The following is a 25,280-nucleotide window of genomic DNA, read 5'->3' as shown; positions in this document are numbered from 1 at the left end:
GCCAATTGGCCGCTTTTCTTTTTTATAGATTCAAACTCAGACCTAACCTAAAGTTCCGACCTCGGGTGGTAAATCCGATTATTTCAGTGAAATCCTCGTTCAAAAGGTTTTCAGCATTCAAGAACAATCGAAGTTTATTTTGAATTAAATCGTGGCTTGCATAAAAGCTCACCAACGAAAAAGGGTCCAAAGCCACATCAGTATAGCTCATAAAATCTGTATCAAAACGTACACCTGTATAAGCATAGCTCAATACAAAATTAGTTTTCTCTGCCAATTGATACCCTAAAGAGAGGTTGGCCTTGTGTTTTGGAATACGAATAGCATTATCACCCTTTCTTTCCGTGAAAGTGTAATTGGCATTTATGCTCACCACTTCAACAGGAAACCATGACGCTTCTACCTCTACCCCATTGGCATCAATCTCATCAGCCAAATTAATGCTGGTGAAATTTGAGTCGTATCCGATGGTATTCTTTTCATTTCGGTCAAAATAAATGGCACTCAAAAGTAATTTATCATTTGCCCGAAACTCCAAACCACCTTCAATGGTTCTGTTTTCCTCAGGTTCCAAATCAGGATTACTTCCATATGCCCCAAACAATTGGGTAAGATTAGGAGTAATGTAAGACGCGGCATAAGAACCCAACAACTTTACATAACCCTCCGAAGTTTTGAACACAAACGACGGGTTTACATTATAGACCACATGATTGCCATATTCGGAATGATTGTTCAAACGTCCTCCAAGATTCAAGTTCAAACCAAAATCGGAAATATAGACCACATTGGCGTATGGATCCACGATGGTAAATTCTGCATTGTTTGAAAAAGCCGCTTCATCCTTAATATAATTCACCCCTAAAATGGTGTGCCATTGCTCCGCGAAAACATATTTATTGTAAAGATCAAGTACCCAATTCTTCCCTTTAGTGGTGCTTTCTCCCCAAGTGTCAGAAGAATTGGTTTCGTAGTCAGTAAATGCCGTGTTTACATGCACAGAACCTTTTCCGTAGTTAAAAGATGAGAATAACCCAGCGCGTTGTTGTTCGCTTTTACCCAAATTATCGGCATCCGCATTCGTAGCATCATATTCTGTACTGTATTTGGTTTGGTTGCCGTAAACAGATACCTCAAAATCTTTGGTGATTTGATATCCTAAACGCACATTGGTACTGTAATGCGAGAATACATCCTCCTCGTTTTCGGGAGTCACGGCAGCAGATAATCCATTCTTGTATCGATTGGAAAAATCAACCGCATAATTGAACTTGTTCAAGGTTCCATTCACATTTACCGCATTGCTGATGCTTCCCAAATTATAGTTTTGGTCATCAGAAGTTTGGTTTGTGCCAACACTAGTTTCAAAACTACCCGAAATCTGCTTTTGGGAGCTTTTCTTAGTGGTAATATTGATGACCGCTGTTGCCGCGTTGGTTCCATAAAGCGTACTCGCTGCTCCTTTTATAATTTCTATGGATTCAATATTTGATGGTGAAAGCAACCTAAGGTCGTATTCTTGGGAAAAAGTGGATGGGTCGGAAACACGAACCCCATCGATCACTACCAATACTTGTTTACCTCGACCACCGCGCACATAAACGCCCAGCACATCGCCATCGCGACCACGGCTACCCGTAATTTCCATTCCACTTTTTGTGTTGATGATTTCGGCAACGGTCATGCCCTGCTTTTGTTTCAGTTCCTCTGCGGTGATTTTAATGACCGTTTTACCTGAATTTTCACGTTTCAATTCAAATTTTGAATCACTCACAACAACCTCATCCAGTTGATGCACTTTTAAGGAATCCTTCTGTGCATTTTGTGCAGAAAGTCCCTTACCCGCCAATACCATGGCGATTAACCAAAAATGATTTTTCTTCATTTCGTTTACTTGAATAAACGGGAGAATAGTATGATCTTCATACGTAAACCTTTATCCCGAAAGTTTAACATTGTTTGTTTGAAATTGGCAGGTCTCCTGGCTTGTTTAATGTTACCCTTCCTTCCCATTCATTTTGAACAGTGGATTTGTAGAGAGCAACATCCTTTTAAAAGGTGCCAAATCAAGTTTGGCATATACTTACAGTTGCGGGAACAGCTCCAGTTTTGCACTGGATTCCCTTTTAATCCCTCAATAAAATCTCATGAGCGAACCAAAATTCAGCGCGAAATTAATCAAACTGTTTAATCTTTTTCTGTAAAAGTTAAATAATCTTACTTTTGGAGCCATGGCACTACAACAACAATTCCGAGCAGCATTGGCTTCTCTTATTTTGGTTTTCAGCTTGAGCTGCAAAGAGCAAAAACAGCCTGATCTGCCATTGTCAAAGGAATCCATAACCCAAATAAAATATGCCAAAGGTTTTAATATCAACACTTTTGATACTTACACGGTTGTTGAAGTAAAATCGCCTTGGCCAGGGTCAGAAAAAACCTTTACCTATGCCTTGGTTCCCAAAGAAAATTTAGCCACAATCACCTTGCCCTCAGATGCTTTTGATGCCATAATTGCCACTCCTGTTGAGAAAATGGTGCTTACATCCACCACACATATTGCCCCTGTGGAAGCACTTAACGAACTCGAAGCTATTGTTGGGTTCCCTAACTCTGATTTTATTTCATCACCCAAAGCCAGAAAACTTGTGGATGCAGACAAGATCAAGGATTTGGGCATGAACGAAAAACTAAACACAGAAATGACATTAGTTCTCAACCCCGAATTAATTGTTGGTTTCAGTATAAGTGACGACAACAAAGCCTATCACGTTATCAAAACTGCAGGAATTCCTGTAGTCTACAACGGCGAATGGGTGGAGCAAACTCCTTTGGGCAAGGCCGAATGGGTAAAATTCTTCGCTCCCTTTTTTCAAAAGGAAAAGTTGGGAGACAGTATTTTTGCTTCCATTGAGAACAACTACAAAAAAGCAACCGAATTGGCCAAAAATGCAAAAAACCAACCCACAGTGCTTACGGGTGGACTTTACAAAGATGTTTGGTATGTGGCAGGTGGAGAAAGCTGGATGGCCCAGTTCCTAAAGGATGCCAATGCCGATTATCTTTGGAAAGATTCGGAAGAAACAGGAAGTATTGGTTTGAGCTTGGAGGCGGTTTTGGAAAAAGGAAAAACAGCAGATTTTTGGTTTAATCCATCTGCTGAAACAAGCTATGAAGAATTGGGGAATATCAACCCTCATCACAAAGAGTTTGATGCCTTTGTAAATAAAAACATCTATTCCAATGCCATTGAAAAGGGAGAGAAAGGTGGACTTATTTTCTACGAAACCGCACCACAACGTCCCGATATCGTGTTAAAGGATTTGATTCATATTTTGCACCCCGAACTTTTACCAGAACATCAACTTCAGTTTATTAAACCGCTTCAATAAATGCAAAACGCAAAAACATATCGAATCTCTTTTGTGTTTTTGGGCATAGCCTTGTTCATTGCGGTTTTGCTCAACATTGGTTCTGGTTCGGTCAATATTCCTTTCAATGAGGTTATTTCCATTCTTTTTGGGGGAAATCCAGAAATTGAAAGTTGGAAATACATTGTTCAAGAATTTCGTGTACCAAAGGCTTTGACTTCCATTTTAGTAGGTGGCGGCTTGGCACTAAGCGGACTTTTAATGCAAACCCTATTCAGAAACCCTTTGGCCGGTCCATTTGTTTTGGGTATCAGTTCAGGGGCAAGTTTGGGAGCTGCTTTATTGTTAATGGGCACCTCACTTTTAACGGGTTTGACTTCCTTTTCATTTTTGGGAGATGTTTCCCTTGCCTTGGCTGCCAGTATTGGGAGCTTTTTGGTGCTTTTGGTAGTGATAATCGTTGCGCAACGCGTAAAAGACACAATGGCCCTTTTAATTATTGGATTAATGTTTGGCAGCATTACCTCTGCCATCGTAAGTGTTTTGGCCTACTTTTCGAGTTCCGAACAATTGCGCCGTTTTATTTTTTGGTCCTTTGGCAGTGTAAGCAATCTTAGTTTCAATCAGATTACTTTATTAGCTATTCTTGTTTTAATCGGAATTGGTCTCAGTATTTTCAGTTTAAAATCGTTGAATGCGCTGCTTTTGGGTGAAAACTACGCACAAAGTTTGGGTGTTTCTTTGAAAAAGTCCCGAATGACCTTGATTATTGCTACTGGAATTTTGGCAGGAGGCATCACTGCCTTTGCGGGGCCGATTGCTTTTGTGGGCTTGGCAGTACCTCATTTGACCCGTCAGATTTTTGACACCATGGAGCACAAAATATTGATTCCTGCCGTTTTGCTATATGGCTCCATTTTAATGTTGCTGTGTGATACCATTGCACAATTGCCCAATTCGGCCAGTGTTTTGCCTATAAATGCCATAACTTCTTTAGTAGGCGCTCCTGTTGTAATTTGGCTTTTGGTTCGTAAACGTAAAATGATGTTCTAATGGAAAAACAAGCCCAAAACATACTTTCCGTCTCAGAACTTGCCATTGGCTATGGAACCAAAAAAGTGGCGGAACACATTAATTTTTCTTTGAAACCTGGAATCCTTTGTGGCGTTGTAGGTGTAAATGGAATTGGTAAGTCTACCTTGCTGCGTACTTTGGCACGATTTCAACCCATGTTGAGTGGCAAAATTGAACTTAAAGGACAATCCACAAAGCAAATTCCTCCAGAAAAATTGGCAAAGGAACTTAGTGTGGTTCTGACCGAAAGTCCAGCTTCCAAAAACCTGACTGTGGAAGAATTGATTGCATTGGGACGGCAACCTTATACGAATTGGTTGGGCACACTCACCAGTCAAGATAAAAAATACATCAACGAAAGCTTGGATGCTTTCCTATTGAACGATTTAAGACATAAAAAATGTCATGAACTCAGTGATGGTCAGTTGCAACGGGTGCTCATAGCTCGTGCCATGGCCCAAGACACTCCTTTGATTCTTTTGGATGAGCCCACAACCCATTTGGATTTGTACCATAAAGTTCAGATTTTAAAATTGCTTCGTGAATTGGCGCACTACCAACAAAAGACCATTCTGTTTTCCACACACGAAATAGAATTGGCCATTCAATTGTGTGATACCATGTTGATTTTGGATGGAAAGAACCATCCTTTTGGTGGCCCTTGCCAACTTATCGAACAACAACACTTTGATGGCTTGTTTCCATCAGAAATGGTTCAGTTTGACCCTCAAACGGGCACTTTTAAAGTGAACAAGTAGAATCATCTCACTTCATCGAGCACTTCGACTACGCTCAGTGTCCTCGGCATTCCCACTATTACAAAACAAATTGTGGATTTCTGCCTTTGCATAAATGACATTTTATCTTTGCAATCCGTTATCTTTATCCAACAGAAACAATTTCATGAGCACAGAACTTATCTATGTGATTATTGGCATCATAGCTTTAGCCGCAGGGCTTTTTGGAGGCATGTATATTCAAAAATTAAAAACCAAGTCAGATGAAAGCAGATGGGAAGAACGGGAGTCCCAACTCAACTCTACCATAAAATCCTTGAACGATAAATTAATGGCAAGTGATGCCGATAAAAAACAACTGCAACTAGAAAAGGAGCAGCAAAGTAATCAATTGGTGCGCTACCAAGCCAATATGGAAAACTTGGAGCGAGCCAACGCCGAACAAAAAGAGGAGGTAGAAAAACTTCAAGAAAAGTTCACCAAGGAATTTGAAAACTTGGCCAACAAGATTTTGGATGAAAAGAGTGAAAAGTTCACCAAAAGCAACAAGGAAAATATTGAGAACATCTTAACCCCGCTCAACAAAAAGATAAAAGAGTTTGAAGAAAAGGTAGAGAAATCCCAAAAGGAAAACATTAGTATTCACTCTGCTTTAAAAGAGCAACTTCTGAATTTACAGACACAGAATTTAAAAATTACCCAAGAGGCCGAGAATCTCACCAAGGCATTGAAAGGAGACAGTAAAATGCAAGGGAACTGGGGGGAATTGGTTTTGGAGCGTGTTCTGGAAAAATCTGGTTTAGAGAAAGATAGGGAATACAGCGTACAACAAAGCTTTAAACGTGAAGATGGTACCCGAGTACTTCCCGATGTGATCATACACCTACCTGATGGCAAAAAAATGGTGGTGGATTCCAAAGTTTCGCTAACCGATTATGAACGCTACACCAATGCGGAGGAGGATGATAAACCTAAATTTTTAAAGGACCATATCAATTCTTTAAGAAGGCACGTAGAGCAACTTTCTGCCAAAAAATATGAGGACTTGTACGAAATGGAAAGCCCAGATTTCGTATTGATGTTTGTGCCCATCGAGCCTGCTTTTGCGGTTGCCATTAACGAAGACGTATCTCTTTACAATAAAGCTTTTGAGCAAAACATTGTCATTGTAACACCTTCTACCCTATTAGCTACGCTCCGCACCATAGATTCGATGTGGAGCAACGAAAAGCAACAACGAAATGCCATGGAAATCGCTCGACAGGCAGGAGCTTTGTACGATAAATTCGTTGGCTTTATGCAAGATTTGACCCAAGTGGGCAAAAAAATGGACGATGCCAAAGGAGAATACAAAAACGCCATGAACAAGCTGTTCGATGGTAGGGGTAACATTGTAGTAAGCATCGAAAAATTACGAACCATGGGAGCCAAGGCCAAAAAAGTGTTGCCTGAGCCAATTTTAAAACGTGCCGAAGAGGACGACTTTGAATCATTAAATTAAACACTGACCATGAAAAAATTTCTTTTCATTTTTATTGCCGTTGTTGTTTTGGGCTTCAGCGCATACTTTGCCTTTATTTACTATGTTCCTTTTAGTGAGGGATATCGCTCTGGAGAGTTGATAAAATTCAGTAGAAAGGGTGTTTTGGTAAAAACTTGGGAGGGTCAAATTAGTCAGGGATTGGCGGGCACTAATGTGTTTTCTTTTTCGGTGGAGGACCATGAAAAAGAAATTATTGAAAAACTGAAAGACTATCAAGGGGAGTACCTTAAAATAACTTACATAGAACGTTACGGCACTTTTTTCTGGTTGGGTGACACCAAATACTTCATTACGGAAGTAAAATCCGAGAAATCCCCGATATTTAGAAATTAAATTACACACCCCTTACTCCCCTCTTTATAGAGGGGAAACAACCTCCCTCCTAAAAAGGAGGGACTGAGGGAGGTGTATTGCCATTTTCTTCAAATCGAATTATATAATCCTCGATAGCCCTCAATACATTTTCCATGTCCTTTAAAACTTGCTGGTCAGAAAATCGAAGAACATGAATACCAATCTCATTGAATCGTTTTGTTTTTTTAACGTCCTTTTCCCAAACCTCTATAGTTTGATGAGAATATCCATCTAACTCAATAGCCAATTGCAACCTATTACAAAAGAAATCCACAATATATTCATCAATAGGTTTCTGTCTATGAAAATCATAACCGTGCATTTGGTCTCGCTTTAGTTTTTGCCATAGTAAAACCTCAGATTTAGTGGCATTCTTTCTGAGTTGCCTTGCGAGTTCTTTTAGCTTTGGATTATATTTGATAATCATTTTATACTTCTGGATTTCCTTTTAAAAGGAGTTGTAAATCCAAACAAAATATGAAAAAATTCAAATCATCCAGAGAAAGTAGGGTATCCATCACGGAACTAATGCTCCCCTCCCATTCCAATTTTGGAGGTAAAGTTCATGGAGGACACATTTTAAATCTCATGGACCAAATCGCTTTCGCCTGCGCATCCAAACATTCCCAAAGCTATTGTGTAACTGCCTCCGTAAACCGGGTTGATTTTTTAAACCCTATTGATGTTGGGGATTTAGTTACTTTAAAAGCCTCCATCAATTACACTGGAAAAACCTCTATGGTAGTCGGGGTTCGAGTAGAGTCGGAAAACGTGACTTCTGGACAGGTGAAACATTGCAATTCCTCTTATTTCACCATGGTAGCCAAAGGCAAGGATGGCAAAAACAAATCGGTTCCTGGGTTGATTTTAAAAACCAAACAGGATATCCGCCGATTCGCTAGAAGTAAGGAACGTAAACATTCAGCCAATCAGCGGGACACCAAATTTGAATCCACCAATTTTAAGGTGAATGAATTTTTAGATTTTCTACAGGGAGAAAATGTTAAGATGGATTTTGATTAAGCTTACTGGCAGCTTCCTCATCCAAAAACCATACAAGATTTCCTGATGTTGGTTGCACCAAAGACGCTGGGTATTGCTCAAAACCCTCCGTTTTTTCAATCACAGCTTCCACTTTTTCAGCTTTTGAAGCACCAGTTACCAAAAATGCCACTTCCTTGGAAGTATTGATCACTTTTCCATTTAAGGAAACTCTTTTTTGACCTGACTCTGGGTGTGTGGCCACTACGCAATGGTCTTCCGAATCCCAAAGTTCAATTTCATGTGGAAAAATAGATGCGGTATGGCCATCATCGCCCATTCCCAAAATCACCAAATCAAATTGAGGCACTTCTTCCACTCGATCCAAATCAATTTCTAACAAATTGGCATAACGCATGGCTTCTGGATTTGGGTCTTTTTCACCCAAAATACGATTGATGTTTTCTTGTGGCACCTCAATTTTTGAAAAAAGGTGCTCCACCGTCATTTTGTAATTGCTCTCGTCATCGGTTGGGGGAACACAACGCTCATCACCCCAATAAAAATGTACTTTGCTCCAATCTACTTGACCTGCAAACTTTTCAGCCAACACATCAAATACAATTTTTGGAGTGCTTCCACCTGAAAGCGCCACATGAAAAGCTTCCTTTCCTTTTGTTTGCTCCACAAAATAGGCAGAAAACTGCTCGGCAACCTCTTGTTTATCTTTAAAAATCCTTAGATCCATTATCTATAATTTTAATTCCAACATCCCCAATTTGGACATTGTTCATTGCAAATTGTTTGTTGGTAATTGATATTTCCCTTAGCAAATCACACAATAGCCTGGGTCATCGGCTAAATTCTCACTTGGATTACGCCAAAAACCATGTCCATCAAATAGTTCATCTGAATTTTCTGGACCCCAGACCCCAGCGGCATAACCATACATGCGAACATCTTTGCCCTCTTTCCAATAGTTAAGAATTGGATCCACGAACTCCCATGCAGCCTCCACCTCATCGGCACGGGCATATAGGGTTGCATCACCTTGCATGGCATCCAACAATAAACGTTCGTAGGCATCCATCACGTAGGTTTCCGCCAAGCTCGAATAGTAGAAGTCCAAATTAGCACGCTCCACCCTAAAGCCTTGACCAGGTACTTTCACTCCAAACTTGATCAGGATTCCCTCATCAGGCTGAATTCGAATTACTAATTTGTTATCACGCTGCATCCCAGCTTCACTAAAAATCTGGTGGTGCGGTTGCTTAAAATGAATGACAATTTCAGTAACCTTGGTTGGCATTCGCTTGGCTGTTCTCACATAGAACGGAACGCCATGCCAACGCCAGTTATCCACATAAAATTTAATGGCAGCAAAGGTCTCCGTGGTCGAATTCGGGTCAACCCCATCTTCCTCACGATAGCCTTTTACAGGCTTTCCATCTACAACAGACGACACATATTGCGCTCGAATGGTATTTTCATGCAAGGTTTCAGCATCTTTCATCACGCGAAGTGATTTCAGGGCTTTCACTTTTTCATTTCGTATTTCTTCGGCCTCGGCCCCAATCGGTGGTTCCATCACTACCAAAGAAACTATTTGCAATAAGTGGTTTTGGAACATATCACGTAAAGCACCAGACTTATCGTAATAGCCTCCACGTTTTTCAACACCAACCCTTTCGGCATTGGTAATCTCTACGTGGTCGATGTAATTTCGGTTCCATAGTGGTTCAAAAATACTATTGGAAAAACGGGTTACCAACAAGTTTTGTACGGTCTCTTTACCCAAATAGTGGTCAATTCGGTAAATCTGAGGCTCAGTAAAATACTTGTGAAGACCATCATTCAATTCTTTCGCTGTATCCAAGCTATACCCAAATGGTTTTTCCACGATCAAGCGTTTCCAACCATTGTTTTGGGTATTCATTCCTGCATCAGCCAAATTACTTGCAATGGTTTCATACAAGGTTGGCGGTGTAGACAGGTAATACATGATGTTGCCTGAAGTATTGTGTTTCTCCTTTAAGGCTTCCACACGTTTTCTTAATGGCGCATAATCCGTATCATAATCCCCTCCCAAATCTTCATAATAGATTTTATTGGCAAAGGAATTGATTTCGTCCTCTTTTAAATCCTTAATTTTTTCCTTTAAATATTCACTTTCAAAAACCACGCGGTTTCTAAAATCTTCATCACTGAGATTACTTCTACTAGCCCCCAAAACAACAAAGTTTTCAGGCAGTTGTTTGGCCATATATAGGTTAAAAAGGGCAGGAATCAGTTTTCTCGCAGTCAAATCTCCGGATGCCCCAAAAATAACGAGCATCTGGTTTTCGGTCTTCTTCATAGTTTTTTTAGGTTTCTGACGGCACAAAAATCGTAAATGATCTGCAGAAAAATCAATTGAGACCATTAATTTTGAGCTTGACAAATTTAAGGTTTATTTTAGGTTCGATTTTGATGAATGGAGCAGCCTTAAGGCAGTCTTAACAAAAAGTAGAAGAATATAACAAAATGGCAGATATGTATGATTTTGGGCTTGTGGGCCTTGGGGTAATGGGACGCAATTTTATTTTGAACGTGGCCGACAACGGTTTTACCGCTTTTGGTAACGACTTGGATGCGGAAAAAGTAAATGCGTTGATTGAAGAAGGTGGTGACAAGGCAAAAGTAAATGCCACTTCGGATGTAAAAACCTTTGTGGATGGATTGAGCACCCCAAGAAAAATAATGCTGTTGGTTCCTGCTGGAAAGATTGTAGACAGTGTCATCGAGGGATTGTTGCCCCATTTGGATAAGGGAGATATCATAATTGACGGAGGAAATTCCTTTTTTACAGATACCGACCGTCGTGAAGCTTATTTAAAAGACAAGGGTATCAACTTTTTTGGTGCTGGAGTTTCCGGTGGTGCAGAAGGAGCTCGTAAAGGGCCCAGCATAATGCCAGGAGGCTCCCGTGATGCTTATCAACATGTGAAACCAGTTTTTGAAGCGGTTTCCGCCAAATATAAAGGTGAACCTTGTGTGGCTTATTTAGGACCAAAATCCGCAGGGAACTATGTGAAAATGGTGCACAACGGTATCGAATACGGATTGATGCAATTGACCTCCGAAATCTATGACCTTTTGAAAAAAGCAGGTGGACTTTCCAATGAAGAGCTTCACCAAACGTTCGCTGAATGGAACCAAGGTCGTTTACAATCGTTCTTGGTTGAAATCACTTCAGAAATCTTTGAACAAAAAGACGATCTGACCGATAATGATTTGGTCGATATGATTTTGGACAAGGCCAAGCAAAAAGGTACAGGAAAATGGACATCCCAAAATGCAATGGATCTTGGAATTCCCGTACCAACTATTGATGTGGCGGTGAGCATGCGCGAAATTTCAGCCTTAAAGGAAGAACGCATTCAAGCAGACGAACTCTACGATAGACCAACTCCTGCGGCTGTTGACAAGGAAGAATTTGTAAGTAAAGCAGAGCAAGCACTCTATTTTGCCTTTATCATTACCTATGCCCAAGGTATGCACCAATTGGCTGATGCCTCCAAAGAGTATGGTTACGAATTGGAATTAGGAGAAATAGCAAAAATCTGGAGAGCGGGATGTATTATCCGTGCTGCACTTTTGGCCGACATTACCGAAGCCTACCAAGCCGATGAGGCATTGAGAAACTTATTGCTCTCTCCCTCTTTTGTGGAAAAAGTAAAAGATACAGTGGATGCTGCCCGTGAATTGGTGGGTTATGGCGCTGCAAATGGAATTCCATTACCTGGAATTTCGAACGCCCTAACCTATTTTGATGCGTACACTAGTAGTCGTTTGCCCTTGAACTTGATTCAGGCGCAGCGCGATTATTTTGGTTCACATACTTACGAGCGTTTGGATCGTGAGGGAATTTTTCACACGGAGTGGGAGAACAAATAATTATAAAATAATAATATGAAGAATTTCCTTTTCCTTCTTTCGTTCGCTTTTGGTATTCTTATTTCATCTGCCCAAAAAGCACCTTATGTGATTTATAATACCAAAGGAAAAAAGGTTACCTACAAAAAGATGTTGAAGACCTTGGAGGAAAAGGATATGATTCTCTTTGGGGAATTGCATAACAATCCCATCGCGCATTGGTTGCAATTTGAATTGACGTCGGACCTATTTCTAAAAAAGCCATTGATTTTAGGGGCTGAAATGATTGAGGCGGACAACCAAAATGAGCTCAACGCTTACTTAGCTGAAGAAATTGATGCAAAAGCGTTGGATACAGTTGCCAGACTTTGGCCCAACCATAAAACCGATTATGCTCCTTTGGTTGATTTTGCAAAGGAAAATGAACTTGTTTTTGTGGCCACCAATGTGCCCCGTCGCTATGCCAGTATGGTGTACAAAGGCGGATTTGAAACTTTGGATTCCCTTTCCACGAAAGAAAAATCTTGGATAGCCCCCTTGCCGATAACCTACGATCCTGAGTTACCTGGCTATCAAAATATTTTAAAAATGATGGGCGACCATGGAAGCCCTACCTTGGTCATGGCCCAGGCCATAAAAGATGCCACCATGGCGCATTTTATCCTTGAAAATTACAAGGAAAACAGTTTGTTTATGCACTACAACGGTGCGTACCATTCCAATAATTATGAGGGTATTTTATGGTATTTGATGTTGGAGCGTCCCGATTTGGCGTACGGAACTATTTCCACAGTAACACAAGAAGACGTACATCAATTGGCGGAGGAAAATTTGGGCATTGCAGATTTCATCATCTGTGTGGACAAAAATATGACCACAACGTATTAACGTGAAACAAGGCCTTTCGACTCCGCTCAAGGCTGGATTGTTTGATTATTTATTTGCCTTAAAGGACCTTGAGCTGTCATCCTGAGCGCAGTCGAAGGAGCAAGTGAAAGACACATTGTATATATGTCTCGACTGAACTCGTCATGACAAACTCTCATTATTATTTGGGATAGAATAATTCCGTACATTTAAGAATCAAACTTTCTAATTCAATTCTCATGAAAAAATTAGTAGCCACACTACTCCTATTTGTGGCCATAATCCCTTTGGGATTCAGTCAAGTACAATCCAATTTAGAACTGCTGGACATTTTTAACATGGAATACGTTTCCGACCCTCAAATTTCTCCAGATGGATCTAAAATCATCTACGTTCGCAATTTTAAGGATGTGATGACCGACCGCAACCTGTCCAACCTTTGGATCATTAATTTTGATGGTTCCAACAATCGACCTTTGACGACAGGAAATCACAACGATTTCTCACCAAAATGGTCTCACGATGGTACCAAAATCGTTTTTAAATCGAATATGGCTGATGATAAAATGAAGCTATATCTGATGTGGTTGGACACTAAAGAAACCATGGCGTTGACCAACACACCACAATCGCCTGGGCAGGTTTCTTGGTCATACGATGACACTACATTGGCATTCAACATGTTTGTACCCGAAGCCAATAAATCCATCATTAAAATGCCCGCCAAACCTGAGGGTGCCAAATGGAATGATCCACCAAAATACATTGATAAAATGAACTATCGCGGTGATGGTGCTGGCTATTATAAAGGTGGAAACACTCAGTTATTTACATTGCCTATCAGCGGTGGAACTCCAAAACAACTCACCTTTACAGAATTTGAACACGGTGGACCAATTTGGGCGAAAGACAATACACATCTGTATTTTAATGCTAATTTCCACAAGGATGAGGAAATGGAACCAGCAGATAGCGAAATCTATAAAATCAGCACGGTTGATGGAAAAATCACACCATTGACTGACCGCTACGGACCAGACGCCCACCCCGTTTTGTCTCCCGATGGTTCTAAAATTGCCTATTTGGGCTACGACGACAAACTTCAAGGGTATCAACTTACCCAATTATATGTGATCAACGTCGATGGTACAGATTCAAAATTAATTTCTGGTGATTTTGATAGAGATGTAGAGGATATGGTTTGGAACAGCAAAGGCAACGGATTCTATTTTATCTATACCGACCAAGGTATAGGCAAATTGGCTTCTATGAGTTTATCAGGTAACGTTTCCGAAATTACGGATGGTTTGGGAGGGCTTTCTTTGGGAAGGCCCTACAATGCAGCTAGCTTTTCAGCTTCAAGCAATAATAAGTTTGCCTATACAATTGGTGATACTTCGCATCCATCCGATTTAGGTGCTGCTGATTCCAAAAGTACCAAACGTTTGACAGCTGTAAACGATGATCTTTTTGCTTTCAAGAAATTGGGCAAGGTGGAAGAAATGTGGTGGGAATCCAGCTATGATCAACGCAAGATTCAAGGTTGGGTGGTTACTCCTCCCGATTTTGACCCATCGAAGAAATATCCAATGATTCTGGAAATCCACGGTGGGCCCTTTACAAGCTACGGTGCTGTATATTCTGCGGAAATTCAAGCGTATGCTGCAGCAGGCTATGTAGTATTGTACACCAATCCTAGAGGAAGTACCAGTTATGGAGAAGAATTTGGAAATTTAATTCACCATGATTACCCTAATCACGATTACGAAGACTTAATGTCTGGGGTTGATGCTTTATTGGAAAAAGGATATGTGGATACGGAAAACCTTTATGTGACAGGAGGTTCTGGCGGTGGTGTGCTTACGGCTTGGATTGTAGGCAAAACAGACCGTTTCAAAGCAGCCGTAGTAGCAAAACCCGTAATCAACTGGACAAGTTTTGTTTTGTATGCAGATGGAGTTCAGTTTTTCTCCAAATATTGGTTTGGTAAAAAACCTTGGGAAGACCCAGAGAATTATTTTAGGCGTTCTCCTCTAAACTATGTGGGCAATGTAACCACTCCGACGATGTTGTTAACAGGTGAAGAAGATTATCGTACTCCAATTGCAGAATCGGAACAATTTTATGCCGCTTTAAAATTGGAAAATGTGGAAACCGCCATGGTTCGAATTCCAGGAGCGGGACACGGTATAGCCAACAAACCTAGTAACTTGATTGCTAAAATAGCAGCCGTTTTGGCTTGGTTTGAAAAGTATAAAGGAGAATAGAGCATTTTAAGTTTACTCAATAATTTCAAACATAAAATAAAACCCCGTTTACAGTTGTAAACGGGGTTTCTCTTTGGGTAAATCAATAGCCAAGGCAGTAGGCCAAACCACTGATTTGGGGCTCTTAATTCCAGCCACCGCCCAGGGCCCGGTACATGTTAACCTGGGCCAGCAACTGGTCTTTTTTGGTCTCCACCAATTCCATTCTGGATTCCAAAGCTTCCCGTTGTGCCAAAAGCACCTCGATATATTCCACCCTTGCGGATTGGAACAAACGAGTGGAAAGTTCAATGGATTCCGTTAACGCCTGCACTTGACCATCTTTGAGTTCGTAACTCTTTTTCAAATTGTCGATGTTGGACAATTGGTTCGCCACTTCGATATACGCATTCAAAATGGCCTTTTCATACTCGTACACCGCTTGCAACTGTCGGTCCGTTGCAGTTTTGTATTGCGCTTTTATCGCATTTCTGTTGATCAAAGGAGCCACCATATCACCAATCGCTGAATACAATACCGATTCGGGAGTTGTAGTCAGATTTTTCACATCAAAAGCTTCCAATCCCAAGCCTGCCCTAATGGTAAACTGGGGGTAGAAATTGGCTTTTGCCGCTTTGGTGTCCAATTTAGCCGCTGCCAACTCATATTCCGCCTGACGTACATCTGGACGATTCTGCAACAATTGCGATGGCACTCCCGCACTAATCGCATCAATGGGGGCATCGATAAAGCTGTCCGAAGTCCTGTCAATATGTTGCGGTGAGCGACCCAACAAAAAGTTCAATTTGTTTTCGGTCTCCACAATTTGCTGTTGGATCTCATATTTATGGCTTTGGTTCTTCAATACCTCCGCTTGAAAACGTTTGACCGCCAATTCGGTGGCACGCGCTGCTTCTTTTTGAAGTTTTACCATGCGCAAGGCGTTCTGTTGGATTTCCAAGTTTTGGTCAATGATTGCCAATTGATTGTCCAAGGCCATCAATTCATAATAGGAATCGGCAATCTCCGCTACCAAGCTCGTTACCATGAAGTTTTTACCCTCAACACTTGATAAATACTCATAAACGGCTGCTTTTTTCTCGTTTCGGAGTTTTTTCCAAACGTCGAGTTCCCAAGTGGCAAAAGCCCCCACCATATAATTGGTGAGTGGCTCAGGAAATTCCTCTCCTTCCTTTACCTCCAAGTTTTTCTCCACAGCTCCATTTCGGGTGTACTCCCCTACTTTCTCCACTTCTGCTCCTGCTTGGATATTCACAAAGGGTAAATATTCCCCTTTTTTGGCCTGAATTTTATTCTTGGCCATATCTACCCGTTGCAGCATAATGTTCAACTCTTGGTTTTTTACCAATGCTGAATCAATCAAAGTAACCAAGTAAGGGTCTTGAAAAAACTCCTTCCATTGCACCAATGCTGTGTTTACGGTATCGGTGGACTGGTTTTGATATTGCTCAGGCAGTGCAGTTTCCTCATCCCTGATTTCTCGTGTAGGCACACAGGAATAAAAAAGCACCAAGGCCATCATTCCAATGAACAATGCTTTACTATATTTCATCTTGATCTTCATGTTTATTCTTGTTTCCAGATTTATTTGTCATTTTTTTCATTCGCTGATTCAACAATCGAAGTCGAGCCTTCAACCTGAATACCGTATCGTTCTGTCTAAAGAATTCTTCGGACATTGGTTCGTCATGCTCATCCTTGATCAAATTTTTACCATCGGCCATTTTTGCAAAAATGTAGTACAGCCCAGGTATCACTAAAACTCCAATCAAAGTACCCAATAACATTCCCCCCATGGCAGAACCACCAATGGTTCGGTTACCAATGGCCCCAGCTCCTGAAGCGATCACCAATGGAATCAAACCAGCGATAAACGCAAAAGAGGTCATCAAAATAGGCCTGAAACGCACTTTGGCCCCTTCAATGGCTGCTGCCAAAATGGTAAAGCCTTCGCGTCGCTTCTGTACGGCAAATTCCACGATCAATACCGCGTTTTTCCCTAACAGCCCCACCAACATGATCATACCGATCTGTGCATACACGTCATTGGCCAAGCCCATGGATTTCAGCATCACGAACGATCCAAAAATCCCGATAGGTAAGGAAAGAATTACAGCCAAAGGCAACAAGAAACTTTCGTATTGGGCGGCAAGTACCAAGTACACGAAAATCAATACCACAATAAAGATGTAGAGTGATTCATTTCCACGACGTGCTTCATCGTAGGACAATCCCTCCCAAGACACATCATAACCTCTCGGCAAGGTTTGGGCTGCCACTTCTTCAATGGCTTTAATGGCATCACCACTAGTGTACCCTTTAGCTGGAAGTCCTCTAATTGCTGCTGAATTGTACAGATTGTAACGGGTAATCTCGTTCGGTCCCAAACGTTTTTCCATCGTCATAAAGGCAGAATAAGGCACCATTTCACCCTCTTCGTTTTTCACAAACAGCTTTTCCAAGTCCGATGGCATTCCACGGTACTCAGGTGCGGCTTGGGTGTACACTTTAAAGAATCGACCAAAACGGATAAATCCTTGTTCGTAGGTACTACCAATCAAAATATTCAGGTTTTCCATGGCTTTTCCTATGGAAACACCTTTTTGCATAGCCGCTTTATTGTTGATTTTCAACTCATACTGCGGATAATTCGCTGCGTAGAAAGTGAACAGACCTGTGAGTTCCTTACGTTCTCTCAAGGCATCCATAAAATCGTTGTTGATACGCTCGAATTCGTGGTAATCGGTTCCGTTGGTCTTGTCCAACAAACGCATGGAGAAACCACCAGATGAACCAAAGCCAGGGACAGCAGGGGGCTCGAAGTATTCAATCACTGCCCCTAAATCTTTGGTCTCTTCTTCCAATTCTTCCATGATCTCGTGAACGGAGTGTTCCCGTTGCGACCATGGTTTTAAGTTGATCAAACAGGTACCTGCGTTGGAACCACGACCTTCCGTCATGATCTCATAACCTGCCAAGGATGAAACGGATTCCACCCCTTCGGTCTCCTCACAGATGGCCTGAAGTTTACGTGCTACTTCGTTGGTACGTTCCAAAGTGGCCCCAGGAGGGGTTTGGATTATCGCATAGATCATCCCTTGGTCTTCACTTGGGATAAATCCTGCTGGCAAAATGTTATTGGTAAAGAAAATACCCGCACAGAACGCCAACAATACTCCAAAGGTGAGTATCCTACGACTTACTACCTTGTTCAACACTTTCACATAACGTCCAGTCAATTTTTCAAATCCACGGTTGAACCAATCGATGAATCGGTTCATCAATGATTTTTTTCTTGGCTGACCATGCGTATTTTTCAACATCATGGCACAAAGCACTGGAGTCAAAGTCAAGGCCACCAAAGCGGAAATGATTATGGAACCCGCCATGGTTATCGAGAATTGCCTGTAGAATACCCCAACTGGTCCTGTCATGAATGAAATCGGGATAAACACGGACACCATCACCATGGTAATCGCGATAATGGCACCACCAATTTCACCCAATACGGCATAGGCCGCTTTGTACGGCGTCAGGTGTTCTTCTTCCATCTTCATGTGGACGGCTTCCACCACCACAATCGCATCATCCACCACAATACCAATCGCCAATACCAAGGCAAATAACGTAATCAGGTTGATGGACAATCCGAAAAGCTGCATTACAAAAAATGCACCGATCAAGGACACGGGTACCGCAATGATCGGAATTAAAGTAGAACGCCAATCCCCTAAAAACAGGAATACAACAATGGCCACAAGGATAAAGGCATCACGCAGGGTGTGCAAAACTTGTTCGATGGAGGCATCCAAGAAATTGGATACGTCATAACTGATCTTGTAATCGATTCCAGGAGGCATTTCTGCTTCCAGCTCGGTCAATTTTTCTTTTACGGATTCGATAACATCGCTACCATTACTTCCAAACGTCTGTTTTAATACGATGGATGCCGACGGTTTTCCATCCAAATTGGAATATATATCGAAGAATTCACTTCCTAATTCCACATCGGCCAAATCACCCAACTTCAAAATCTCACCTTCTTCATTGGCCTTGATGATGATGTCCTTGTACTGCTCTGGTTCGCTATATCGGTCTTGGTAGACCAAAACATATTCCAAGGATTGCGCTCTTTTTCCCGAGCTACGGCCTAAACGACCTGGTCTGGCCAAAATACTTTGGTCTTGCATGGCTTCCAAAATTTCTTCGGCAGAAACATTGTAGGCACGCATACGGTCGGGTTTTAACCAAACACGCATCGCAAACTTACGGCTACCCAAAATCTGTGCACTCGCAATACCATTGATACGCTGTATTTCGGGAATCATTTTGGTGTATGCGTAGTTGTACAGGAACTTTTCGTCATTGTCCTTAGCATCACTGTACAGGTTCACATACATCAACATACTGGGTTGTACGGGGGTAATAATCACTCCTTCTCGTTGCACCAGTTCTGGCAATAATGGCATCACCTGGTCAACCCTGGTTTTTACCCGTACTACTGCTTCATTAGGGTCTGTTCCTGGTTCAAAAATCACCCTTAAAGTTCCTTCACCTGCACTAGTGGCGTCAGATGCAATGTATCGCATCCCTTGCACCCCGTTAATTGAGGTTTCCAAAGGAATCAAGGTTGATTTAACCAAAACATCTGCACTCGAACCCGGATACGCAATAAATATGTTTACCGTGGTTGGTGCGATCTGTGGAAATTGTGAGATGGGCAATTGTTTTATGGCCAAAGAGCCAATAAACAATATGATGACCGAGATCACAATGGCCAAAACTGGCCTATGTATAAACTTTTTAAACATGTCTGATAAAGATTATGGGGTTGCTATTCGGAGTACAGGTCGAGGTGTGACAGTACGGAAGCTGGTTTTTCAAACTCATAATGAATTTTTTCACCGCTTCGCACCATTCTAATGCCCTCCAACAACACCTTGTCACTCTCTTCAAGGCCCTTATTAACCACAAATAAATGGGGCAATTCTGCTCCTATCTCAATTTGTCGCTGTTGCACTTTATCATCTTTATCCAATACGAACACATATTTTTTGTCCAAAACCTCGAAAGTGGCTTTCTGTGGAATCAACATGGCATTTTTAAGCGGGATGGTCATCAGAATACTTCCTGTTTCCCCGTGGCGCAATACACCCTCTGGATTTGGGAAAGTGGCCCTAAAGGCAATGTTACCCGTTTCGTTGTTGAACTCTCCTTCGATGGTCTCAACAATCCCATGTTCTGAGAATTTTTTGTTATTGGCCATCAAAAGCTCCACATCTTGTTTGCTGCCTTTATTGGCACTGGTAATGTAATCCAAGTATTCGGCCTCGGGTACGTTGAAGTATACCCACATTTTACTGTTGTCTGAAAGTGTGGTCAACAATTCACCCTCGTCCAAAAGGCTGCCCTCTCGAACATGCAAGTGGTCCATAATCCCATCAAAAGGTGCACGGATGTTGGTGAAGCCCAAGTGGGTTTCGGCCAACGATACTTCTGCCTTAGCTCTTGCAAATTCTGCTTTGGCCATGGCCAATTCGTTCGCTGACACTACATTACCATCTGCCAGCAATTGGGTGTTTTTGTATTCTATTTCGGCAACTTCAGCTTCTGCTTTTGCCTTTTGAAGATCTGCTTCGTAAACGTTGGGCATAATGTGGAACATCTGTTGCCCCTTTTTTACTACTTGACCTTCATCTACATAAATATCCTGTAAATATCCTTTTTCCAAGGCTCGTAGTTCAATGTGCCTAATGGAATGTATTTGACAAACATAGTCCTTGGTGATAGAAGTATCCAATCGAATTGGACTTGAAACAAGGTACTTTGTTTCTTCTTTTTTTTCGTGTTTTTTGGATTCGCAGCTTGTATGAATAATCAATACCAACAAGCCGATGAAGAACGAAATTCTCCTCATAGTTTTAGTGGTTTAAAATGGTTTCTGAATGAATTAGGGAAGTCCGAATCCTAAATAAACAATGGACCTGCCCTGGTTATTGAATTTTACTCAAAAGTTTTGATGTGAAGCCATAAGGGATATAACCTCTTTGGAGGAGAATTCTAAATACGGAAAACTTGGAACCTAATGTGTCGCTTTGTGGGTGTAGCGATTTCTTTGGAGGTATAATACCCCTTGTCACTGTTAGATTCAGATAGGAATTGCTCTACTAAGCTGGTATGTGAATATGCAGTTAAGTAACTGCTATCGGGAAGGTAGTGGTCGTGGGAGGAAACTTCTTCTTCTCGCTCTTCCTGTTCCTCAACCTCGGTCTCTGCGTAATGCTTGTGGTCCTCAGTTGAAGGTACATGATGAATGGTAGAAGCATCGTTAGATTCCTCATAACCTAGTACATAACAGGCATCTGAATCATCAATAGCTGTTTGCGAATATGCATACAAATTGATGAAGCCTCCCAATAGTAGGATCAGTAATGGAAAGCTATATTTTTTAAATGCCTTTTTCATTTGGGGGACAAAGCTATGTCAATGGAAGTTCACCAACAAACGCTTGTTGTTAATAATGGTTAAAATTTAAAAAAGGGCTATTTTTTTTAAAATAAAAATTGTAATCGCTGGCAGAAAAAGCAAAACAGATAAATTGGATTTTTGATTTTCAGCAAAATATCAGTCTTTTTTACCATTATCTTAGTGTTGAAATCAATCCAAACCATGAAATCCATCTCTAAAATTGTTGTTTTCTGTTGCGCATTTCTTTTTGTTTCCTGTTTAGGGTCTGGTAATAAGGAAGCGGATGAGAATACCAAATTCGAAGATTTTAATACCGTTTCGGTCAATGGGGAATATCAAGTTTCCATTCCAAAATTTATGAGGGGCACCACGGCATTGAATGAAGAAGCCTCATTGCAATATCAAAATGCCCTTAAAGAAACCTATACCATTATTATTGATGAGCCCAAGGCGGAGTTTATTGAAATTCTAAAAGAATTGGAAGAATACAACGATGAAGCTTCTCCCCTACAAAATTATAGGGCCATTCAAATGCAACTGCTTGGAACTACCATGAATATGCATCAACAATCAGAACCCAAACCAAATACAATTCATGGGTTGGAAAGTGAATCGGTTGAAATCAGTGCCCATGTAGAGGGTGTGGATGAGGAAATCACTTATTTCCTAACCTTTATTGATGGTGGCGAAAAAGTATATATGATTATGTCCTGGACCTTTACATCCTATGCAGACCAATACCGAACAACTTTTGAAATGATTGCGGAGTCTTTTACTCCTATCAGAGAATAAAGCATAAAAAAGGCCGCTTAAAGCAGCCCTTTTTCTATGTAAATACTTTGTATTACTTGCTCAAGTACATCTTTCTTCTGGAGTACAAGTTATAGAACTCATCATCCTTTAGGCTATCAATAAACAAGATGCTCTCTCCAGTACTCTTCATTTCTGGCCCTAGGTTTTTGTTTACGTTCGGGAACTTGTTGAAAGAGAATACAGGTTGTTTTATAGCGTAGCCCTCCAATTGTGGGTTAAAGTTAAAATCTTTCACTTTCTTCTCACCCAACATTACCTTGGTAGCATAGTTCACATAAGGTTCTTTGTATGCTTTCGCGATAAAAGGAACAGTACGTGATGCCCTTGGGTTTGCCTCGATGATGTAAACAATATCATCTTTAACAGCAAACTGGATGTTGATCAAACCAACCGTGTTCAATGCCAAGGCAATCTTTTTGGTATGGTCTTTTATTTGCTGCATTACAAATTCACCCAAGTTGAACGGTGGCAAGGTCGCATTCGAGTCTCCTGAGTGGATTCCACAAGGCTCAATATGCTCCATGATTCCGATGATATACACATCTTCCCCGTCACAAATAGCATCAGCTTCTGCTTCGATGGCGCCATCCAAATAGTGATCTAACAACAATTTGTTGTTCGGGATTTTGCGCAACAAGTCCACCACATGGGCTTCCAATTCTTCTTTGTTGATCACAATTTTCATCCCTTGACCACCCAATACATAAGACGGTCTAACCAACAATGGGAAATTTAATTCTTCTGCCAAATCTAAAGCTTCGTCAGCGGTTTCAGCCACTCCGAATTTTGGATAAGGAATGTTGTTGTCTTTCAACAATGTGGAGAAACTACCTCTATCTTCCGCCAAATCCAAGGATTGGAAACTGGTTCCTATGATGTTGATGCCGTATTTATCCAACTTTTCGGCCAATTTCAATGCGGTCTGACCTCCCAACTGAACAATTACACCCTCTGGTTTTTCATGTAGGATGATATCGTAAATGTGTTCCCAGAATACAGGCTCAAAATATAGTTTGTCCGCCGTATCAAAATCAGTGGAAACGGTCTCTGGGTTACAGTTGATCATAATGGTCTCGTAGCCACATTCAGCAGATGCCAAAACACCATGCACACAGCAATAATCAAATTCAATTCCTTGCCCGATTCGGTTAGGTCCTGAACCCAAAACCACCACCTTTTTCTTGTCGGTCACCACACTGTCGTTGGCCACATAGCGTTCGCCATCTGCGGTTTCGATTTCTTCTTCGAACGTGGAGTAATAATAAGGAGTTACCGCTTTAAACTCAGCCGCACAGGTATCTACCAACTTGTACACCCTGTTGATGTTCAAATCCATACGCTTGGTATGTACTTCGCTTTCCCAACAATCCAACATGTGTGCAATTTGACGATCGGCGAACCCTTTTTGCTTGGCCTCCAACAACAAGGCTTTTGGCAAGCTTTCTATGGTATATTTTGAGATTTCCATCTCCAAGAAATGTAGCTCTTCGTATTGTTTTAAGAACCACATGTCTATTTTGGTGATCTCGTGAATGCGTTTTAACGGAATACCCAATTGGATGGCATCGTAGATCACGAAAACCCTATCCCAGCTAGGTACACGCAGTTTTTCAATGATGGTTTCGTAGTCTTTGTACCCTTTTCCATCGGCGCCCAATCCATTTCGTTTGATTTCGAGGGATTGAGTGGCTTTGTGCAAGGCTTCTTGGAAGGAACGCCCAATTCCCATCACCTCGCCAACAGATTTCATTTGAAGTCCCAATGTTCTATCGGAACCTTCAAACTTATCGAAATTCCAACGTGGTATTTTTACGATTACGTAGTCCAAAGTTGGCTCGAACAAGGCCGAAGTGGACTTGGTAATTTGGTTGTCCAACTCATCCAAAGTGTAACCGATGGCCAATTTGGCCGCGATTTTCGCAATCGGATACCCTGTTGCTTTAGATGCCAATGCAGACGAACGGGAAACCCTTGGGTTGATCTCAATGGCAATAATATCTTCTTTTTCATCTGGACTTACTGCGAACTGTACGTTACATCCACCAGCAAAATCCCCGATACTGCGCATCATATGGATGGCCATATCCCTCATACGTTGGAATGTACTGTCGGAAAGGGTCATCGCAGGTGCCACGGTAATGGAATCCCCAGTGTGAATCCCCATTGGGTCCATGTTTTCGATGGTACAGATGATCACTACGTTGTCGTTTTTGTCACGTAGCAACTCCAACTCGTATTCTTTCCAGCCCATCAAGGCCTTATCGATCATTACTTCGTGAATCGGCGAAACTTCCAATCCATGGCTCAACATATCGTCAAAATCTTCTGGATCATAAACGATACCTGCTCCAGCACCACCAAGGGTAAACGAAGCTCTAATTACCAACGGGAAACCAAATTCCTGGGCAATTTCCTTTCCTTTAAGGAAAGAGGTAGCAGAAGCTTGAGGCGGCATTCCTACCCCAATTTTAAGCATAAGCTCCCTAAACTTCTCACGATCTTCGGTAATGTTGATGGCATCAATGTCCACCCCGATGATCTCTACGCCAAAATCTTCCCAAATTCCTTTTTCATCGGCCTCGATACAAAGGTTCAATGCTGTTTGTCCACCCATGGTCGGTAAAACCGCATCGATATTGGGATGTTTTTGTAGGATCTCAACAATGGATTTGGTGTTCAAGGGTTTTAGATACACATGGTCTGCCATGGCAGGGTCGGTCATGATCGTAGCAGGGTTGCTGTTGATCAAAATGGTTTCTATACCATCTTCGCGAAGCGACCTAAGCGCTTGGGAACCAGAGTAATCGAACTCACACGCCTGACCAATAATAATTGGACCAGAACCAATAATCAAAATGGAATTTAAATCTTTTCTTTTGGGCATTCTCTTAGG

19 protein-coding genes and 1 riboswitch are annotated in these 25,280 nt (G+C 41.5%); of the genes, 10 read left to right on the top strand and 9 right to left on the bottom strand.

The features are described from left to right. Window positions 1-22: 22 nt before the first annotated feature. On the bottom strand, window positions 23-1,885 hold the full coding sequence (locus BLQ18_RS10655) for a TonB-dependent receptor plug domain-containing protein (protein WP_090295282.1): 1,863 nt from the start codon (window positions 1,883-1,885) through the stop codon (window positions 23-25). Window positions 1,886-1,954: 69 nt separating this feature from the next. Then, window positions 1,955-2,176, bottom strand: a riboswitch (cobalamin riboswitch). Between the two features lie 55 nt (window positions 2,177-2,231). Between BLQ18_RS10655 and BLQ18_RS10650 the strand changes: the two genes are divergently transcribed. From BLQ18_RS10650 to BLQ18_RS10630, 5 genes are all read left to right on the top strand, one after another. Next, the gene (locus BLQ18_RS10650) at window positions 2,232-3,389 is read left to right on the top strand and encodes an ABC transporter substrate-binding protein (protein ID WP_090295279.1); all 1,158 of its coding nucleotides are present in this window, start codon (window positions 2,232-2,234) and stop codon (window positions 3,387-3,389) included. Next, window positions 3,390-4,421, top strand: a complete 1,032-nt coding sequence (locus BLQ18_RS10645) for a FecCD family ABC transporter permease (protein ID WP_090295275.1) — start codon at window positions 3,390-3,392, stop codon at window positions 4,419-4,421. Then, window positions 4,421-5,200, top strand: a complete 780-nt coding sequence (locus tag BLQ18_RS10640; protein WP_090295272.1) for an ABC transporter ATP-binding protein — start codon at window positions 4,421-4,423, stop codon at window positions 5,198-5,200. The genes BLQ18_RS10645 and BLQ18_RS10640 overlap by 1 nt, the downstream gene beginning before the upstream one ends. 145 nt (window positions 5,201-5,345) lie before the next feature. After that, entirely contained in the window at window positions 5,346-6,680 is a 1,335-nt protein-coding gene (locus tag BLQ18_RS10635; RefSeq protein ID WP_090295269.1) for a DNA recombination protein RmuC, read from the top strand. Between the two features lie 9 nt (window positions 6,681-6,689). Next, window positions 6,690-7,055 (top strand): 6-phosphogluconate dehydrogenase, encoded by a 366-nt coding sequence (locus tag BLQ18_RS10630; RefSeq protein ID WP_090295266.1) that lies wholly within the window; start codon window positions 6,690-6,692, stop codon window positions 7,053-7,055. Between the two features lie 49 nt (window positions 7,056-7,104). On the opposite strand, the gene BLQ18_RS10625 is transcribed toward BLQ18_RS10630, so the two are convergent. Further along, entirely contained in the window at window positions 7,105-7,503 is a 399-nt protein-coding gene (locus BLQ18_RS10625; RefSeq protein ID WP_090295263.1) for an endonuclease domain-containing protein, read from the bottom strand. A gap of 50 nt (window positions 7,504-7,553) precedes the next feature. On the opposite strand from BLQ18_RS10625, the gene BLQ18_RS10620 reads away from it, so the two are divergent. Next, window positions 7,554-8,099 carry an acyl-CoA thioesterase gene (locus BLQ18_RS10620; protein WP_090295260.1) on the top strand — a complete coding sequence of 182 codons (546 nt, stop codon included), beginning with the start codon at window positions 7,554-7,556 and terminating at the stop codon, window positions 8,097-8,099. On the opposite strand, the gene pgl is transcribed toward BLQ18_RS10620, so the two are convergent. Together pgl and zwf are read right to left on the bottom strand one after the other, a co-directional pair. Next, entirely contained in the window at window positions 8,080-8,805 is a 726-nt protein-coding gene (gene pgl / locus BLQ18_RS10615) for a 6-phosphogluconolactonase (RefSeq protein ID WP_090295257.1), read from the bottom strand. The genes BLQ18_RS10620 and pgl overlap by 20 nt on opposite strands. A 78-nt stretch (window positions 8,806-8,883) precedes the next feature. Next, complete coding sequence (gene zwf, locus BLQ18_RS10610) at window positions 8,884-10,413, bottom strand: glucose-6-phosphate dehydrogenase (RefSeq protein ID WP_090295255.1); 1,530 nt, start codon at window positions 10,411-10,413, stop codon at window positions 8,884-8,886. A 167-nt stretch (window positions 10,414-10,580) separates the two neighbouring features. Between zwf and gndA the strand changes: the two genes are divergently transcribed. From gndA to BLQ18_RS10595, 3 genes are all read left to right on the top strand, one after another. Next, window positions 10,581-11,993, top strand: a complete 1,413-nt coding sequence (gene gndA, locus BLQ18_RS10605; protein ID WP_090295253.1) for an NADP-dependent phosphogluconate dehydrogenase — start codon at window positions 10,581-10,583, stop codon at window positions 11,991-11,993. 15 nt (window positions 11,994-12,008) lie between these two features. After that, window positions 12,009-12,860, top strand: coding sequence for a ChaN family lipoprotein (locus tag BLQ18_RS10600; RefSeq protein ID WP_090295251.1), 852 nt, complete (start codon window positions 12,009-12,011; stop codon window positions 12,858-12,860). Window positions 12,861-13,078: 218 nt separating this feature from the next. Further along, window positions 13,079-15,106: a S9 family peptidase gene (locus BLQ18_RS10595; RefSeq protein WP_090295249.1), complete on the top strand. Its 2,028-nt coding sequence runs from the start codon at window positions 13,079-13,081 to the stop codon at window positions 15,104-15,106. Between the two features lie 124 nt (window positions 15,107-15,230). Here the strand turns inward: BLQ18_RS10595 and BLQ18_RS10590 are convergent, their stop codons facing one another. The 4 genes from BLQ18_RS10590 to BLQ18_RS10575 all read right to left on the bottom strand — a co-directional run bounded on the left by BLQ18_RS10590 (window position 15,231) and on the right by BLQ18_RS10575 (window position 21,571). Then, on the bottom strand, window positions 15,231-16,670 hold the full coding sequence (locus BLQ18_RS10590; RefSeq protein WP_090295247.1) for a TolC family protein: 1,440 nt from the start codon (window positions 16,668-16,670) through the stop codon (window positions 15,231-15,233). Further along, the gene (locus tag BLQ18_RS10585; RefSeq protein WP_090295244.1) at window positions 16,648-19,917 is read right to left on the bottom strand and encodes an efflux RND transporter permease subunit; all 3,270 of its coding nucleotides are present in this window, start codon (window positions 19,915-19,917) and stop codon (window positions 16,648-16,650) included. The genes BLQ18_RS10590 and BLQ18_RS10585 overlap by 23 nt, the downstream gene beginning before the upstream one ends. A gap of 23 nt (window positions 19,918-19,940) precedes the next feature. Continuing rightward, window positions 19,941-21,023 (bottom strand): efflux RND transporter periplasmic adaptor subunit, encoded by a 1,083-nt coding sequence (locus BLQ18_RS10580; RefSeq protein ID WP_090295242.1) that lies wholly within the window; start codon window positions 21,021-21,023, stop codon window positions 19,941-19,943. Window positions 21,024-21,166: 143 nt separating this feature from the next. Next, on the bottom strand, window positions 21,167-21,571 hold the full coding sequence (locus BLQ18_RS10575; protein ID WP_090295241.1) for a hypothetical protein: 405 nt from the start codon (window positions 21,569-21,571) through the stop codon (window positions 21,167-21,169). Window positions 21,572-21,775: 204 nt separating this feature from the next. On the opposite strand from BLQ18_RS10575, the gene BLQ18_RS10570 reads away from it, so the two are divergent. Then, window positions 21,776-22,366 carry a hypothetical protein gene (locus BLQ18_RS10570; protein ID WP_090295238.1) on the top strand — a complete coding sequence of 197 codons (591 nt, stop codon included), beginning with the start codon at window positions 21,776-21,778 and terminating at the stop codon, window positions 22,364-22,366. 52 nt (window positions 22,367-22,418) lie between these two features. Here the strand turns inward: BLQ18_RS10570 and carB are convergent, their stop codons facing one another. Further along, window positions 22,419-25,271, bottom strand: coding sequence for a carbamoyl-phosphate synthase large subunit (gene carB / locus BLQ18_RS10565; RefSeq protein WP_090295235.1), 2,853 nt, complete (start codon window positions 25,269-25,271; stop codon window positions 22,419-22,421). Window positions 25,272-25,280 lie beyond the last annotated feature (9 nt).

It is taken from the genome of Flagellimonas zhangzhouensis (assembly GCF_900102925.1).
Classification (GTDB): Bacteria; Bacteroidota; Bacteroidia; order Flavobacteriales; family Flavobacteriaceae; genus Flagellimonas; species Flagellimonas zhangzhouensis.
This window is presented reverse-complemented; position numbering and strand designations above follow the sequence as displayed.